14 protein-coding genes are annotated in these 15,963 nt (G+C 54.5%); 7 read left to right on the top strand and 7 right to left on the bottom strand.

Going from position 1 to position 15,963, the window contains the following annotated elements:
* The first annotated feature begins 14 nt into the window (after positions 1-14).
* Positions 15-794, top strand: coding sequence for a transporter substrate-binding domain-containing protein (locus NR302_RS09870; RefSeq protein WP_258145144.1), 780 nt, complete (start codon positions 15-17; stop codon positions 792-794).
* A 73-nt stretch (positions 795-867) separates the two neighbouring features.
* Here the strand turns inward: NR302_RS09870 and pepT are convergent, their stop codons facing one another.
* Complete coding sequence (gene pepT / locus NR302_RS09865; protein WP_154156221.1) at positions 868-2,094, bottom strand: peptidase T; 1,227 nt, start codon at positions 2,092-2,094, stop codon at positions 868-870.
* A gap of 126 nt (positions 2,095-2,220) precedes the next feature.
* On the opposite strand from pepT, the gene NR302_RS09860 reads away from it, so the two are divergent.
* Positions 2,221-3,816, top strand: coding sequence for an ABC transporter substrate-binding protein (locus tag NR302_RS09860; RefSeq protein ID WP_258145183.1), 1,596 nt, complete (start codon positions 2,221-2,223; stop codon positions 3,814-3,816).
* A gap of 1 nt (position 3,817) precedes the next feature.
* On the opposite strand, the gene NR302_RS09855 is transcribed toward NR302_RS09860, so the two are convergent.
* Positions 3,818-4,744 (bottom strand): LysR family transcriptional regulator, encoded by a 927-nt coding sequence (locus NR302_RS09855; protein WP_008108854.1) that lies wholly within the window; start codon positions 4,742-4,744, stop codon positions 3,818-3,820.
* A 148-nt stretch (positions 4,745-4,892) separates the two neighbouring features.
* Here NR302_RS09855 and NR302_RS09850 point away from each other — a divergent pair, with 148 nt between their 5' ends.
* Positions 4,893-6,314: a M20 family metallopeptidase gene (locus tag NR302_RS09850; RefSeq protein WP_258145143.1), complete on the top strand. Its 1,422-nt coding sequence runs from the start codon at positions 4,893-4,895 to the stop codon at positions 6,312-6,314.
* Positions 6,311-7,585, top strand: coding sequence for an MFS transporter (locus NR302_RS09845; RefSeq protein ID WP_179450777.1), 1,275 nt, complete (start codon positions 6,311-6,313; stop codon positions 7,583-7,585). The genes NR302_RS09850 and NR302_RS09845 overlap by 4 nt, the downstream gene beginning before the upstream one ends.
* A gap of 154 nt (positions 7,586-7,739) precedes the next feature.
* Here NR302_RS09845 and aldA read toward each other — a convergent pair whose 3' ends face one another.
* From aldA to NR302_RS09830, 3 genes are all read right to left on the bottom strand, one after another.
* Positions 7,740-9,176 carry an aldehyde dehydrogenase gene (aldA, locus tag NR302_RS09840; RefSeq protein WP_258145142.1) on the bottom strand — a complete coding sequence of 479 codons (1,437 nt, stop codon included), beginning with the start codon at positions 9,174-9,176 and terminating at the stop codon, positions 7,740-7,742.
* Between the two features lie 202 nt (positions 9,177-9,378).
* Positions 9,379-9,477, bottom strand: coding sequence for a YoaK family small membrane protein (locus NR302_RS09835; protein ID WP_008108862.1), 99 nt, complete (start codon positions 9,475-9,477; stop codon positions 9,379-9,381).
* Between the two features lie 14 nt (positions 9,478-9,491).
* Positions 9,492-9,815, bottom strand: a complete 324-nt coding sequence (locus NR302_RS09830) for a hypothetical protein (protein ID WP_008108864.1) — start codon at positions 9,813-9,815, stop codon at positions 9,492-9,494.
* Between the two features lie 366 nt (positions 9,816-10,181).
* On the opposite strand from NR302_RS09830, the gene rhaT reads away from it, so the two are divergent.
* Entirely contained in the window at positions 10,182-11,216 is a 1,035-nt protein-coding gene (gene rhaT, locus NR302_RS09825) for an L-rhamnose/proton symporter RhaT (protein ID WP_008108866.1), read from the top strand.
* A 25-nt stretch (positions 11,217-11,241) separates the two neighbouring features.
* Here rhaT and rhaR read toward each other — a convergent pair whose 3' ends face one another.
* Together rhaR and rhaS are read right to left on the bottom strand one after the other, a co-directional pair.
* Positions 11,242-12,108 carry an HTH-type transcriptional activator RhaR gene (gene rhaR, locus NR302_RS09820; protein ID WP_258145141.1) on the bottom strand — a complete coding sequence of 289 codons (867 nt, stop codon included), beginning with the start codon at positions 12,106-12,108 and terminating at the stop codon, positions 11,242-11,244.
* 15 nt (positions 12,109-12,123) lie between these two features.
* Positions 12,124-12,945 carry an HTH-type transcriptional activator RhaS gene (rhaS, locus tag NR302_RS09815; protein ID WP_008108870.1) on the bottom strand — a complete coding sequence of 274 codons (822 nt, stop codon included), beginning with the start codon at positions 12,943-12,945 and terminating at the stop codon, positions 12,124-12,126.
* A gap of 290 nt (positions 12,946-13,235) precedes the next feature.
* Between rhaS and rhaB the strand changes: the two genes are divergently transcribed.
* Positions 13,236-14,708 carry a rhamnulokinase gene (gene rhaB / locus NR302_RS09810; RefSeq protein WP_258145140.1) on the top strand — a complete coding sequence of 491 codons (1,473 nt, stop codon included), beginning with the start codon at positions 13,236-13,238 and terminating at the stop codon, positions 14,706-14,708.
* Complete coding sequence (locus NR302_RS09805) at positions 14,701-15,957, top strand: L-rhamnose isomerase (protein WP_008108874.1); 1,257 nt, start codon at positions 14,701-14,703, stop codon at positions 15,955-15,957. The genes rhaB and NR302_RS09805 overlap by 8 nt, the downstream gene beginning before the upstream one ends.
* The last annotated feature ends 6 nt before the right edge of the window (positions 15,958-15,963 follow it).

The following is a 15,963-nucleotide window of genomic DNA, read 5'->3' as shown; positions in this document are numbered from 1 at the left end:
TAGGGGTAAATATAATGAAAAAATTGAACGCACTGTTTGTCGCTCTGGGCATGCTGACCTCGGCGCACGCGCTGGCGCAGGAAACCTTACGCTATGGTTTGGAATCTCAGTATCCGCCATTTGAGAGCCGCAACGCGCAGGGCGAACTGGAAGGTTTCGATATCGAACTGGGTAAAGCGATTTGCCAGGTAGGTAACTTCGACTGTAAATGGGTGGAAAGCAGCTTCGATGCGCTGATTCCAGCTCTGCAGGCGAAAAAATTTGATGCCATCAACTCCGCGATGAACATCACCGAAGCGCGTGCAAAAAGCATCGACTTCACCAAACCGATCTACCGCATTCCGACCATGCTGATCGTGAAAGAGGGCGAGAAGCTGCTGCCAACCGCCGAATCACTGAAAGGCAAAAACATCGGTGTGCTGCAGGGTTCGATTCAGGAAACCTATGCCAAGAAACACTGGGAAGCGCAGGGCGTTACGGTGACTTCTTATCAGGATCAGAACCAGGTTTACAACGACATGGTTGCGGGTCGTCTTGACGGTACGCTGGTGATGTCTGCTGCGGGTCAATCAGGCTTCCTCGAAAAGCCGCAGGGTAAAGGTTTCACCTTTGTCGGCAAGCCGGTAGAAGATGACACCATTCTCGGTACCGGTATTGGTTTTGGCCTGCGTAAAGGCGATGCCAAACTGAAACAAGAGCTGGATGCGGCAATCACTAAGGTGCAGACCGATGGCACCGTCACTAAACTGGCGGAAAAATTCTTCCCTGGGATTGATGTTTCAGCCAGCAAATAACGTTAAAAAGGTCGCCATGTTTGGCGACCCCAATCCAACCGTAGGGTCGTCATTTATGACGACCTTTTTGGTTTTATTTCGCCGCTAAATAACACAGCGCTTCAGCAACCTGATACGACTTCACAAACGAGGGAACCGGCAAAAACTCAAAGCGCGAATGGAAATTGTGCGCGCCGGTGAAGAAGTTCGGCGTCAGTAATCCTTTTGCTGACAGCGCTGCGCCGTCGGTGCCGCCGCGCATCGGGATCACTTTCGGCTCCACGCCCACCTGCTGCAGCGCGGCAAAAATCAAATCAATCGCGCGACGATCCTCACCAATCGCATTACTGATATTGCTGTAAGTGTCGTTAATCGTCAGCGCCACATGGCCGGTGGGATATCGCGCGGCGATTTCATCGGCCACTTCCACCAGTTGCTGTTTCTTCGCGTCAAAACCCTGCAAATCAAAATCACGAATTGAGGCTTTCAACACCGCGCGGCTGGCGTTGGCATTCATATCATTGAACCAGATATAGCCTTCGCGGCCTTCGGTATGTTCGGGGGTTTTTAAGCGATCAAAGCGCGAGATGAAGTCATGTGCCATCAGCAGCGGATTGACTAACACGCCTTTGCCCGACATCGGATGCGCCGGCACGCCGGTAAACACAAGCTCAGCGGCGGCGGCATTGAAGTTTTCATACACCACTTCACCCAATTCGCAGCAGTCGATAGTCCAGGCGAAATCGACGTTAAAGCGCTGCTCCAGATCGAGCGCTTTGGCGCCGCGCAGGCCAATCTCTTCATCGGGCACAAACGCCACCACGATATCACCGTGATCGCCACGCAGGTTCTCCAGCAGCGTCATCACCACCGTTACTGCGGCTTTGTTGTCGGCGCCCAGCACGCTGGTACCGTCGCTGAAGATAATTTCCTGACCAAGATAGGGTTTGATCTCTGGATGTTCCGCCACGCGCAGCCAGATGTCCTGCGTGCTGTTGAGGCACAGATCCTCGCCGGTGAACGTGAGGGTTTGCGGATGGATGTCCGGCGAGAGTCCGACATCCACGGTATCGATGTGGGTGATAAAACCGATGCGCGGCGCATCAGGGCGATTGCCGGGTTTCACCGCCGTGACCGTGGCGTGCTGGTCAATCACAATATCCTGTAATCCCAGTTCGCCCAGCTCCTTTGCCAGTAACTCTGCCATCGCATGTTGGGACGGCGTACTCGGCAGCGTGGTTGATTTGGCATCGCTCTGGCTGGAAACCGCCAGATAACGGTAGAAACGCTGGGTCAATTGGCTGGCAAGTTGGTCTGTCATCACAATTCCTTATTAGCATTGCGGCGTCTGTAGTACGCGTGCTGGTTAAATCATGTTATTTATTAATCAGATGAACATTAAATAACGAAGCAGACTCATGGAAGTCAATAAAAAGCGAGGATCATGATGAAAAAAATGATGGCAAATCTCACTCTCACGGCAATCGGCTTGGCGGTCGCGGGCGGGGTTTCGGCAAAAACGCTGGTTTACTGTTCTGAAGGATCGCCAGAGAACTTCAACCCGCAGTTGTACACCTCGGGGACCAGCGTCGATGCCAGCGCAGTACCGATTTTTAACCGCCTGGTAGACTTTACGCCAGGCACCACCGAACTGGTGCCCAGCCTCGCGGAGGGCTGGGATATTAGCCCGGATGGCAAGGTCTACACCTTCCATCTGCGCAAAGGGGTGAAATTCCAGAGCAGCAAGCTGTTTAAGCCGTCGCGCGATTTCAACGCCGACGACGTAATCTTCTCGTTTATGCGCCAGATGGACCCCAAAAACCCGTACCACAATGTCTCCGGCGGTAACTACGCCAACTTCGAAAGCCTTGAGCTGGCCAAGCTGATCACCAGCATTGAGAAGGTCGATGACAATACCGTGCGCATCACCTTAGCTCACGCTGAAGCGCCGTTTCTTGCAGACTTAGCCTGGTATTTTGCCTCGATCCATTCGGCAGAATACGCCGACCAGATGTTGAAAGCCGGCACGCCAGAAAAAGTCGATATGGAACCGATTGGCACTGGACCGTTTGAGCTGGTGCAGTATCAAAAAGATTCACGCATCCTCTACAAAGCCTTCCCGGAATACTGGCAAGGCAAGGCGAAACTCGATCGCATTGTCTTCTCCATCACGCCGGACGCCTCGGTGCGTTACGCCAAGCTGGAAAAAAACGAGTGCCAGATTATGCCGTTCCCCAATCCGGCCGATCTGGAGAAGATGCGCACCAATCCCGATTTAACGCTGCAACAGAAATCGGGCCTGAATACCGGTTTCCTGTCGTTCAACACCACCAAAGCGCCGCTGGATAACGTGAAGGTGCGTCAGGCGCTGGCGATGGCAATCAACAAGCAGGCAATCATCGATGCCATTTTTAAGGGCACCGGCACGGTGGCGAAAAACATCCTGCCGCCGGATGTGTGGAGTGCGGATAAAGATCTGAAGGATTACGACTACGATCCGCAGAAAGCCAAAGAGCTGCTGCAGGAAGCAGGAATTAAGCCAGGCACCGAAATCGCCTTGTGGGCGATGCCAGTTCAGCGACCGTATAATCCGAACGCGCGACGTATGGCGGAGATGATTCAGGCGGACTGGGCCAAAGTGGGCATCAAAGCCAATATCGTCAGCTATGAGTGGGGCGAATACCTTAAGCGCGTGAAGGGCGGCGAGCATCAGGCGGCGCTGATGGGCTGGACCACGGCGACCGGCGATCCGGATAACTTCTTCGGTCCGCTCTACAGCTGCACCTCAGCGAATGGCGGCTCCAACTCATCGAAATGGTGTTATCAGCCGTTCGAGAAGATCATCACCGAAGCGCGTGCCGAGCAGAATCACGACAAACGCGTGGCGCTGTATCAGCAAGCGCAGCAGATCATGCATGACCAAATGCCCGCAGTGATGATTGCTCACTCAACCATCTTTGAGCCGGTACGCAAGTCGGTGAGCGGTTATCAGGTTGATCCGTTCGGTAAACACATCTTCTATCCGGTGGATATCAAGAACTAAGTTACGGCTTCCAGCGCTGGCGCAGCGGTTCCTCTAACGCGTCCAGCTGTTGCAGTAAAAAAGAGAGAAACACATTCAGGGCGGCACTGCGAGGTCGCCCTGATTGCGTCTGCAGCTGCAAAGTGCGCTGGCTCAGCTGATCGATGCCTACCGAGCGCAAAATCAAACCGTGCGTTTCAGCCTCCTGCAGCACGGTGAAGGCGCTGCAAATCGTCACTGCCTGCGGCGTACGCAGCAAAAATTGAAACAGCATCGAAAAGGTATCGCAGGTCATCACTGGCTCGACCAGGCTGCCATTCATGTGGCTGGCGAGTTCGAACAGTTGCCGCACGGTGGTGTTTTGCTGCGGCAAGGCCAGCGGATAGTGGCTGAGATCGGCGAGCGTGACCTGCGGCGCAGTCGCCAGCGGATGCGTTTGATGCATAACGATTAATACCGGTGCCGGCCACGAACCCATCACTTCGACGCCGCGTTCAGCGTGCAGACTAAACTGCAGCGCTACGTCACACTCGCCGTTGCGCAGTGCTTCCGCCACGCCTTGGGTGCTGGCGACTTTCACATCAAACAGCACGCCCGGATTGTCATTGCGGAAATCCGCGATCAAACGGGGTAGCAGCGTAAACGCCAGCCCATCGGTGCAGGCCACGCGGATCAGCGTGCGGCGCACCGCTTTTAGCCCCTTAATCTCCGCCAGCGCGTACTCCATATCAAGCAGGTTCTTACGTACGTGATGCGCGAAAATCTCGCCCGCTTCATTCAACACCATGCCGCGCGCATGACGTGCAAACAGCGGCACGCCAACCTGATTCTCCAGTCGCTGAATTTGTCGACTGATCGCCGACACCGCCACAAACAGCTGTTCGCTGGCGGCGCTGAGCGAGCCGGTATTGGCGACGGCGAGAAAATAGCGGATTTCACTGCTTAACATGCGGGTGCCTCATGGTGGTGCATGCCTCGAAATCGGGCAGGCTAGCTTTGCCATAAAAGCAAATCTTACTCGATAAATTGATAATTGTGGCAAAGCAGCGTTTCCGCAAAGATGAATTAACGACAAAACAATAAAAGACAGGGCAAACATGACAGCACAACAGGCGGTTCAACAGGCCACCGCTTATTTTGACAGCGGGGAATTTCAACGTATTTTGGCGCGTCGTGTGGCGCAACGCACCGAAAGCCAGCGCGAGGATCGTGACAGCGAGCTACAGCGTTATTTGCAGGATGAGATCGGCCCGCAGCTGATTGCACTGGGCTTTACTTTGCACTTCATCGACAACCCGGAAGCCGCTAATCGACCGTTCCTCGTGGCGGTACGCATTGAAAATCTGCAGCTGCCAACCTTGCTCAGCTATGGTCACGGCGATGTGGTGTTTGGTGACGATGAAAACTGGCGCGACGGCTTATCGCCGTGGCAGATGGTTGAAGAGGGCGATCGCTGGTATGCGCGCGGCAGCGCCGATAACAAGGGCCAGCACTCTGTCAATCTGGCGGCGCTGGAGCAGGTGTATCAGTTGCGCGGTGGCAGCCTGGGCTTCAACTGCAAAATGCTGTTTGAGATGGGCGAAGAGATCAGCTCGCCGGGACTGGCGCAGTTGTGCCAGCAGCATGGCGAATTGCTGCAAGCCGATCTGTTTATCGCCTCAGACGGTCCGCGCCTCAACGCGATTCGTCCCACGCTGTTTCTGGGCTCACGTGGTGCGGTTAACTTCCGTTTGAGCGTTAACGCGCGAGACAACGCCTATCACTCCGGCAACTGGGGCGGATTGCTGAGCAATCCGGGTACGCAGTTGGCCAACGCCATCGCCTCGCTAGTCAACGCACAGGGCGTGTTACAGGTTGAGGCGCTGAAACCTAACTCTCTGACGCCGCAGGTGCGCGATATTCTGAGCGATATCGAAGTCGGCGGCATGCCGGGCGATCCCGACATTGACGTGAACTGGGGCGAGCCGGGACTGACGCCGACCGAACGCCTGTATGGCTGGAACACGCTGGAAGTGTTGTCATTCCTCACCGGCAATCCGGCACGTCCAATGAATGCCATTCCGGGCAGTGCTACGGCGGTTTGTCAGCTGCGTTTTGTGGTGGGCACCGATTGGGAAAACCTCGCCCAGCATGTGCGCGCCCATCTGCAAGAGCACGGTTTTGACTATGTGGACGTGGAGTTTATGCGCGGATCGCCCGCGACACGCCTTGATCCCACCGATCCGCTGGTCAATTGGGTTCTTAGCAGCATGGCGGAAACCAGCGGCAAGAAACCGGCGCTGCTGCCTAACCTCGGCGGTTCGCTGCCCAATGAAGTGTTCTCTGACATTCTCGGCTTGCCCACCTTGTGGGTTCCGCATTCGTATCCGGCCTGCGGCCAGCATGGCGTTAACGAGCATATGTTGAAATCGATTGCCCGCGAAGGTTTGCAGATCATGACGCGTCTGCTGTGGGATCTCGGCGAGCAGGGAACGGAACTGGTGGCGCAGCATCGTGCGCACGTAGGAGGTGGCCAATGAGTACATTGAATACGGCGATGCCGTTGAGCGCGGCAAAACCCAATCTGCACAAAACGCTGTTCGCCACCTGTATCGGTAATGCGCTGGAGTGGTTTGATATCGCTGTGTACGGCTTTTTTGCCAGCTACATTGCGCATGCCTTCTTTCCCACCAGCGATCCGTCGGTCTCGATGTTGCTGACCTTTGGTAGTTTTGGCGTGTCATTCCTGATTCGTCCGCTCGGCGCGATTGTGCTGGGCAACTATGCCGATCGCCACGGACGTAAAAAAGCGCTGCTGTTATCGATTAACCTGATGATGCTCGGCGGTGCAGTCATCACCTTTATGCCGAGCTACAGCAGCATTGGCCTGATGGCGCCACTGCTGATTTTGCTGGCGCGTCTGGTGCAGGGTTTCTCTGCCGGCGGTGAATTTGGCAGCTCGACGGCGTTCCTGGTTGAGCATTTCCCGGAGCGTAAAGCCTTTATCGCCAGCTGGCAGTTCGCCACGCAGGGCGCCAGTACATTGATGGCATCAGCGTTTGGCCTTGGATTGACGCAGATTCTCACCGAAAGCCAGATTCAGGATTGGGGATGGCGCATTCCGTTCGCCTTCGGCCTGCTGATTGGTCCGCTGGGGATCTATATCCGACGTCACGTGCATGAACCAGCGAGCTTTGCTGAGCATAAACCGGAAGCCGCGCCGCTAAAGAGTCTGTTTGGCCGCCAGAAGGAGTTGATGCTGTTGGCAATCGGCCTGATGGTGATCTCGACTGCGGTGAACTACATGCTCAACTATGTGCCGACTTACGCCACTAAAAATCTGCACTTGTCAGGCAGCGTAGCGTTTACCGCCACCTTGTTGGCGGGCGTGATTCTGACGGTGGTCACGCCAATCATGGGGTTATGGGCAGAGCGCGTAGGACGCGTGCCGCTAATGTGGGGATCGTTGATTCTGCTGATCGTTACCATCTATCCGGCATTTAAGCTGGTGGTTGATCACACCACGCCGACTACCCTGATTTTGCTGGTGTGCTGGATGGCGCTGCTGAAATCGATCTATTTCTCGACGGTGCCATCAGTGATGGCGGATCTGTTCCCGATTGGTACGCGCGCCAGCGGCATGGCGATCAGCTATAACGTGGCGGTGACGGTGTTTGGTGGCTTTGCACCGCTGATTTGTACACTGCTGATTAGCGCGACTGGTACCAGCCTGGCGCCCGGCTATTATCTGATGGCGATGTCGGTGTTAAGCGGCCTGGCGCTGCTGCGCAGCCAGAAGCGGGTTTCTTAACGGTTTCAGGTGCGCAGGGATGCGCACCTGGTCGCCATAAATGGCGCCCCTACAAAGGGTTGGCGCATTTTTCGTAGGGTGCGCATTCATGCGCACCTGCATACACATGCAAATTAATGCTTAATTGAGCGGCATTACGCCATAAATGGCGACATTACGAGAACTGCAAATACGCCACGTGTGTCTGCAAAAACTCTTCCAAACCGTGACGGCCATCGGCACCGCCAATGCCCGATTTACGCCAGCCCGCATGGAAACCTTGCATCGCCTCGAAATTCTCGCGGTTGATGTAGGTTTCGCCAAACTTCAGCTTACGCAGGGAAACCATCGCGGTGTTGAGGCTTTGGGTGTAAATCGATGAAGTCAGACCGTATTCGCAGTCATTCGCCAGCGCTACGGCTTCATCAAGAGTTTTAAAGGTCATCACTGGCAGCACCGGACCAAAAATCTCTTGCTGCATGATCTCCATATCCTGACGCACGCCCGTGATGATAGTTGGCTCAAAATAGAATCCTTTGCTGCCTGCACGCTTGCCGCCCAGCACTACTTTGCCGCCATCCGCGACCGCGTTCGCCACTTTCTGCTCAACGCGCTCCAGCGCGGCCGCCGTGATCAGCGGACCCATATCAATATCATTCTGCTCGGCCGGATTACCGAACTTCACCTGCTGCATGGCGGTGGTCAGGGCGCTGATAAAGCGGTCGTAAATGCCTTCCTGCACGTAAACGCGCTCAGCACAGTTACAAACCTGTCCGGTGTTGATCACACGGGAGCTGACGATTGCTTTTACTGCAAGTTCGAGGTCAGCATCATCCATCACGATAGCCGGCGCTTTTCCGCCCAGCTCCAGCGAGACTTTGGTGACGTTTTTCGCCGCAGCTTCCATAGTGGCGATACCGGCGTTGACGCTGCCGGTCAAACTGACCAGCCCGACTTTCGGGTTGCCCGCCAACTCCTGACCAATCTCCGGGCCATAGCCATAAACAAAGTTGATCACACCTTTTGGCAGACCAATTTCATGGATGATTTGCGCAAAAATTGCCGCATTGTTAGGCGTCAGCTCACTGGGCTTGATAACAATGGTATTGCCGGTTACCAGCGCGGGCGCGGCTTTGCGCGCAATCAGGAAGAAGGGGAAGTTCCACGGCAGAATGCCGGTGGTGACGCCAATCGCTTTCTTGAACACGAAGATGTTTTCGTTAGGACGATCGCTGTTAACGATCTCGCCATCATAACGGCGTGCCCACTCGGCCATGTACTCAAGATAATCGGCGGTAAACAGCACTTCAGTTTGCGCCAGCCCCTGGGTTTTTCCGCCTTCGGCGACGATAGTGGCGGTGAGTTCCGGCTCACGCTGACGAATAGCGACGGCAATTTTACGCAACCAGTTGCCGCGTTCCACGGCAGGAAGTGCTTCCCAATCCGGCTGCGCCACTTCAGCAGCGTCGATGGCCTGCGCGGCATCGTGTTTGCTGCCTTCCGGCACGCGCGACAGTAACGCCTCGGTTGCTGGGTTAATCACTTCTATCCACTTGTCGTTCTGATCGGCAACAAACGCGCCATTAATGTAATGTTGATGGTGTGTTGTCATGTGCAGGTTCTCCGCGATCGGTTTCGTTAAAGATTTGTGAAGTGCAGAGTGAAACAGATCGCGGTATTGCACCTTTTTGCTATTGCCAATGCGACTTGAGGGATGGCAAAGAAGGGAAGAACAGCACGACAGACGCAGCATTCCTGGCGAAATGCCGCGCTTTCAGCGGGTTAGAGGCGATTCAACGTATGTTAAATAAATGTCAGGAACCCGGCATCGCCGCGCCGCTGGCAATAAACCACGCCAAAAAACTGACGCCAGCAATGATGATGGCAATAGGGAAAAGCAGTCCGATTTTCATAGTCATCCCGAGAGTTAAGCGATCTGCACGATCGCGCGATGGGTTTTCATCATACTGAACAGCTGGAATTGCGTGGCGTCATCGACCTGACGAAGATGCTCACCTTTCTGATAATGAATCGCATGAATGTGACCCAGCTGGCGCCACACCACAATCACCGACGCCAGCAGGGCGCAATTCTCTTCGCTCTGCACGCAATCCAGCGTGGCGTAGTGCGTCTCATCTAATCCATTAATAAAGACGTTAAGCGCCTGCGCTGGCACGATGGCGCGGATGTCATCCAGCATCACGCGGCTCACTGATTGTGACAGCAGTAGCCGCAATCTCTTGGTATTCATCTCAATCCTTCGTCCTGATGATTTTCCCAACGTTATACGGATTAAACGCCTGCGGGGAAAGTCTGGTGCGCGGCTTTGTGTGACTGCCATGTTAACTGTTGCAGTGGCAGTGAATCAAAAACTGTGCTGATCGACACAGCACAATAGAAAAATATGCTGAATAATAAGCGACTTATAAAAAACACCTCGTGTTCTACATGCAAATGCAATTTTGTGATCCTTATGTTGACGACCCACCGAATTTTGCCAGCAACCTCCGCTTTCCGGCAGCCATCCAAAGGCTGACGAAAAGCTGCCCACCGTAGACTGCCGGTAATCGGGAGACCGCCGGTTTCCTGTTGGCCTCAACCTTACGAAGGAATAACAATGAACAGTGCCATCATTGCAGGTATTTTCTGGCATCTGGTGGGTGCCGCCAGTGCCGCCTGTTTTTATGCTCCATTTAAGCAGGTGAAAAAGTGGTCCTGGGAAACGATGTGGTCGGTAGGCGGCATAATGTCGTGGCTGATTCTTCCCTGGGCAGTGAGTGCGGTATTACTGCCGAACTTCTGGGCGTATTACGGCAGCTTTAGTTTCTCTCAACTGATGCCGGTGTTTCTGTTTGGTGCCATGTGGGGCATTGGAAACATCAACTACGGGTTGACCATGCGCTACCTCGGTATGTCGATGGGCATCGGGATTGCCATCGGTATCACCTTAGTGGTGGGTACCTTAATGACGCCGCTGCTGCAGGGACGCTTTGTTGAGCTATTTAACTCTACCGGTGGACGTATGACTCTGCTCGGCGTGTTTGTTGCGTTGATTGGTGTGGCTATTGTTTCACGTGCCGGTCTGTTAAAAGAGCGGGCGCTTGGCATCAACGCCGAAGAGTTCAATCTGAAGAAAGGGCTGATTCTGGCGGTGATGTGCGGCATCTTCTCCGCTGGCATGTCATTTGCGATGGATGCCGCCAAGCCGATGCATGAAGCCGCAGCCAATCTGGGTATCAATCCGTTGTATGTGGCGTTGCCAAGCTATGTGGTGATCATGGGCGGCGGTGCATTAGTCAATCTGGCTTATTGCTTTATCCGTCTGGCAGTAAAAACCGATCTTTCTGTTCGCCGTGATTTCTCCGTCGCCAAACCGATGCTGCTGGCCAATATCGCGTTTGCCGTGCTGGGCGGCACCATGTGGTATCTGCAGTTCTTCTTCTACGCCTGGGGCCACGCCAAAATCCCAGCACAGTATGACTTTGTCAGCTGGATGCTGCATATGAGTCTCTACGTGCTGTGCGGTGGCTTGGTTGGTCTGGTGCTGAAAGAGTGGAAGTCAGCGGGTCAACGCCCTGTGCGCGTGCTGTCACTGGGTTGTGTGGTGATTATCATTGCCGCCAACATTGTAGGATTAGGATTAGCAAACTAATAAAAGGCCTGACGCACACCTCGCGTCAGGCTTTAACTTTCTCAGTTGAGAGTTCGCGATGCGGCAGGAAGCGCTGCCGCCACGCACTCGGCGTTAAACCGGTTTCCCGCGTAAACACCACCGAAAAGTAGTTACTGTCATCGAAACCGCAACGCGCGGCCACTTCACTGATTAAGCAATCCTGTGTACGCAACAGATACTTCGCCTGGCACAGCTGCAGCTGCCGTAAATAGTGTCCCACGGTCATACCGGTTTGCTGGCGAAACAGCTGTTTTAACGCGCGCTCGCTTAACTGATTCTGCTGGCAAAACACCGCCAAATCGAATGGACGACTGACGGCACCTTGCAGCGCCGACATCAGCAGATCCAGTTGCTCACCTTCAGGCAATGCCCAGGGCCGATCGGCAGCATAACCGTGACGACGCAAAATCAGCGCGAGTTGCAAAAACAGCGCTTCGGAGAGTTGAATCGATAGCGAATCACTTTTGCGGCTCTCGCGCTCAAGTTGGCTAATCACGCCACGCGCTAACGCCATCCCGCGTGTGGTCAAACGCCAGCAGCCCGGCGAATCTTCTTCTTGCGGCGGCAGCAACTGGCTCCAGTCAAGGCCAAGACGAAAGCGATCGCGGCAGTAAAGAATGTTATCCAGCGCCAGGTCGTTGACGCTGTCGTAGCTGTGGCAGTCGTTATCGTGAATGTAAAAAACGTCGCCGCAGGTTATCAACCATGGACGATCGTTCAACACATGCAGGCCGTTACCGCGCCAGACGATAACGATTTCACTGAATTCATGACGGTGCGGAGGGAAGGAGGGCTGCGGCATGCGCTCGGCCACAGCAATCGGCAGATTGGTGGCCGGAAAATAGTCTTCGCGCGTTAAGATCAGCGACATGAGGAAACGCTCCCGTTATAGCATCTGCTGGCGCTCCGCTCTGGGCGCGCAGCCAAATTCTCGCCGGAACAGCGTGGAGAAATGGTTGCTGTCACCAAATCCGCACTGGTAGGCAATGTCTGTTATGCGCATATCGCTATGACGCAGTAAATGCCGCGCCTGTAACAGGCGAAGCCGATTCAGGTAACGCTGCGGTGTATTGCCGGTTTGCTGCTTCATCTGGCGGTGCAGGGTACGCAGCGACAATGAAAAACGATCGGCTAAGGCATCCCACACAATCTCTTCACTGTAGTGCTCATTGAGCCAGTCGAGCAACCGATGCAAGCGGGCTTCCTGATCCTGTGATTGATCGTTGTGAGCCGCTTCGCGCAACAACACCAACAGTTGCAGAAAAAGTTGCTCCTGACGTGCGTGCCGTTCCAACGACCATGCATCTTGCTGCTTCATCTGTGTAACGATTTGCAGCGCCTGCGCCATTACCTTGTGATTAATGCGCCAGTGCGACGCGTAGTGGTCCTCTTCTTCGCGCGGCAGGAGTTCCTGCAAACCCGAGAGAAAACGGAATGCCGCCGGACTGCGATACAGCACGTTGGTCAGACATAAATTCTCCGTTTGCTCATAAAGATGGCGATCGTGATCGCGCACGAAGCACACGCATCCTGCGGATAAAGCCTGTGGTTGACCATTAAACACATGAATGCCAGAACCTTGTTCCACTAACACAATCTCATGGAAATCATGATGGTGCTCCGGAAATGCCTGCTGCGGCACGCGCGGCTCAATGGCGATGGCGTAATTCCCTTCCGGGAAGAAATCTGCGCTATGTAGAACGGTCATGATTCGCCTCTTTATTAACTCAACTGTTGCCGAGTCTACGCAGGCGCCCCGCACCTTACCTTGAATTTTCAACTTAGTGGCGCAGGAAAATGGCTAATTTTTCAAGATCTCACCAGTGATTGACGGAAATGCGGCAAGGCTCACATCTCTCTTCTTGTGTGGTTCTGTGAGCTTTCTCACGAACTTCTTTGTTAGCGTGCCAGCGACTATTACGCACTGGCAGTAAGGGGAAGGTGGCAAAAAGCAGAGATTTCTAATCTGTAGTCATCTCATCACAGGAAGAACACGCCATGAGTATGCGTAACATTGTTGCCATTGATTTAGGCGCATCCAGCGGGCGCGTGATGCTCGCACAATGGAGTTCAGCGAATCAGCAGATCAGCCTGCGCGAAGTCCGTCGCTTCACCAATCAGCGTGTGCGCCGTGCAGATTATGATTGTTGGGATTTGGATCGACTGGAGCAGGAGATTCGTTTAGGGCTGGCCCAGCTAGATGATGAAGGTATTGTGCCGGACAGCATCGGCATCGATACCTGGGGCGTTGATTTGGTGTTACTCGATGCCAACGGTGAGCGCGTCGGCGAGGCGGTAAGCTATCGCGACAAGCGCACGGAAGGGCATATGGCTCAGGCCATTAATGATCTCGGCAAAGGTGCGATCTATCAGCGCACCGGTATTCAGTTCTTGCCTTTCAACACGCTCTATCAACTGCACGCGCTGCATCAACAGCAGCCAGATTGGCAGGAAAAAGTGCAGCATGCGCTGATGATTCCAGACTATCTGCACTATCGCCTTACGGGCCAGATGAACTGGGAATACACCAACGCCACCACCACACAACTGCTCAATATTCACAGCGGTGAATGGGACAGCGATTTACTCGGCTGGGCTGGCGTACCGGCTAAATGGTTCGGTAAACCAACCTCACCAGGCAATACCGTTGGTTATTGGACCAGCGCCAGCGGCAACAACATTCCGGTGATCGCAGTTGCGACACACGATACAGCGAGTGCGGTTTTGGCCACGCCGTTAATGCAGGATGATGCCGCTTATCTCAGCTCGGGAACCTGGTCGCTGATGGGGATTGAGAGCTTGCAGCCTTGTGTCAGCACGGCGGCGCTCAATGCCAACATAACCAATGAAGGTGGTGCTGAAGGCTACCGTGTTCTGAAAAACATTATGGGTTTGTGGCTGCTGCAACGTGTCTGCACCGAGTTGCACATTACCGATCTCTGCTCGCTGATCAAAGACGCTGAAAAAGAACCTGCCTGTCGTGCGCTGGTTAACCCCAATCACAGCCGTTTTATCAATCCAGACAGCATGGTTCAGGAGATTCAGAACGCCTGCGCCGAACAGAACATGCCCGTTCCGCAGACGCCTGCCGCGCTGGCCCGCACCATCTTTGACAGTCTGGCCTTGCTCTATCGCCAGGTGATTGGCGAACTTGGCACATTGCGCGCTGCACCGCTGCGTCAACTGCATGTGGTGGGCGGCGGCAGTCAGAACCCACTGTTAAACCAATTGTGTGCCGATGCCTGCCAACTGCCGGTATTAGCCGGGCCAATTGAAGCCTCAACGCTCGGTAACGTCGGCTGCCAACTCATTGCTTTAGGCGAACTGCGAGACGTCAGCGATTTACGCCGCTGCATTAGCCAAAACTTCCCGTTAGAAAAATTTGAACCGTTGAACAACAGCGCCTTCGCTGCCCATCAGGCACGCTTTGCCGCGCTCAGCCAACCTGCTAAGGAACTTGCATATGACTAAGCTGATTGAACAGGCCTTCGAACTGGCCAAACAACGCTACGCCGCCATCGGTGTGGATGTGGAACAGGTAATGGCACAGCTGGATGGCATTCCGGTCTCGATGCACTGCTGGCAAGGCGATGACGTGCGCGGCTTCGAAAATCCGAACGGTGAACTGACCGGCGGTATTCAGGCTACCGGCAACTATCCGGGCCGCGCGCGTAATGCTGATGAGCTGCGCTCAGATGTTGAAAAAGCGATGTCACTCATTCCAGGTGCCAAGCGCCTCAACCTGCATGCGATCTATCTGGAGAGCGATAAGCCGGTTGATCGTGATGCGATTGAACCTAAACATTTCAGCAACTGGGTGGAATGGGCTAAGACGCACAAGTTGGGCCTCGACTTTAATCCAAGCTGCTTCTCCCATCCACTGAGCGCCGATGGCTTTACCTTGTCACATGCCGACAAAGGGATTCGTCAGTTCTGGATCGACCACTGCAAGGCTAGCCGTCGCATCTCGGCACACTTTGGTGAGCAACTGGGTACTGCATCCGTTATGAACATCTGGGTGCCGGACGGCATGAAAGATCTCACCGTCGATCGCCTCGCACCACGTCAACGCCTGGCAAGTGCGCTTGATGAAGTAATCAGTGAAAAGCTCAACCCTGCACATCACATCGATGCGGTAGAGAGCAAACTGTTTGGTATCGGTGCAGAAAGCTACACCGTGGGCTCCAATGAATTCTGCCTGGGTTATGCCAGCAGCCGCCAGACCGCACTAACTCTCGATGCCGGCCACTTCCATCCAACCGAAGTAATTTCTGACAAGATCTCCACGGCGATGCTTTATGTGCCGCGTCTGCTGCTGCACGTAAGCCGTCCGGTGCGCTGGGACAGTGATCACGTGGTGATTCTCGACGATGAAACCCAGGCTATCGCCACCGAGATCGCGCGCCACAAGCTGTTCGACAAGGTGCATATAGGTCTCGACTTCTTTGATGCGTCTATCAACCGCATCGCGGCGTGGGTAATTGGTACACGCAATGCCAAAAAAGCACTGCTACGCGCACTGCTGGAACCTACCGATCAGTTACGCAAGCTAGAGAACGAAGGGGATTACACCGGTCGCCTGGCGATGCTGGAAGAACAAAAATCGTTGCCGTGGCAAGCGGTGTGGGAAGCCTGGTGTCTGCGCCACGATGTCCCTGCTGATGCCAGCTGGCTGAGCGAAGTCCGTCATTATGAACAACAAACACTGCGTCAACGTTAAGGGACA

The organism is Pantoea sp. SOD02 (assembly GCF_024707505.1).
GTDB classification, from domain to species: domain Bacteria; phylum Pseudomonadota; class Gammaproteobacteria; order Enterobacterales; family Enterobacteriaceae; genus Pantoea; species Pantoea symbiotica.
This window is presented reverse-complemented; position numbering and strand designations above follow the sequence as displayed.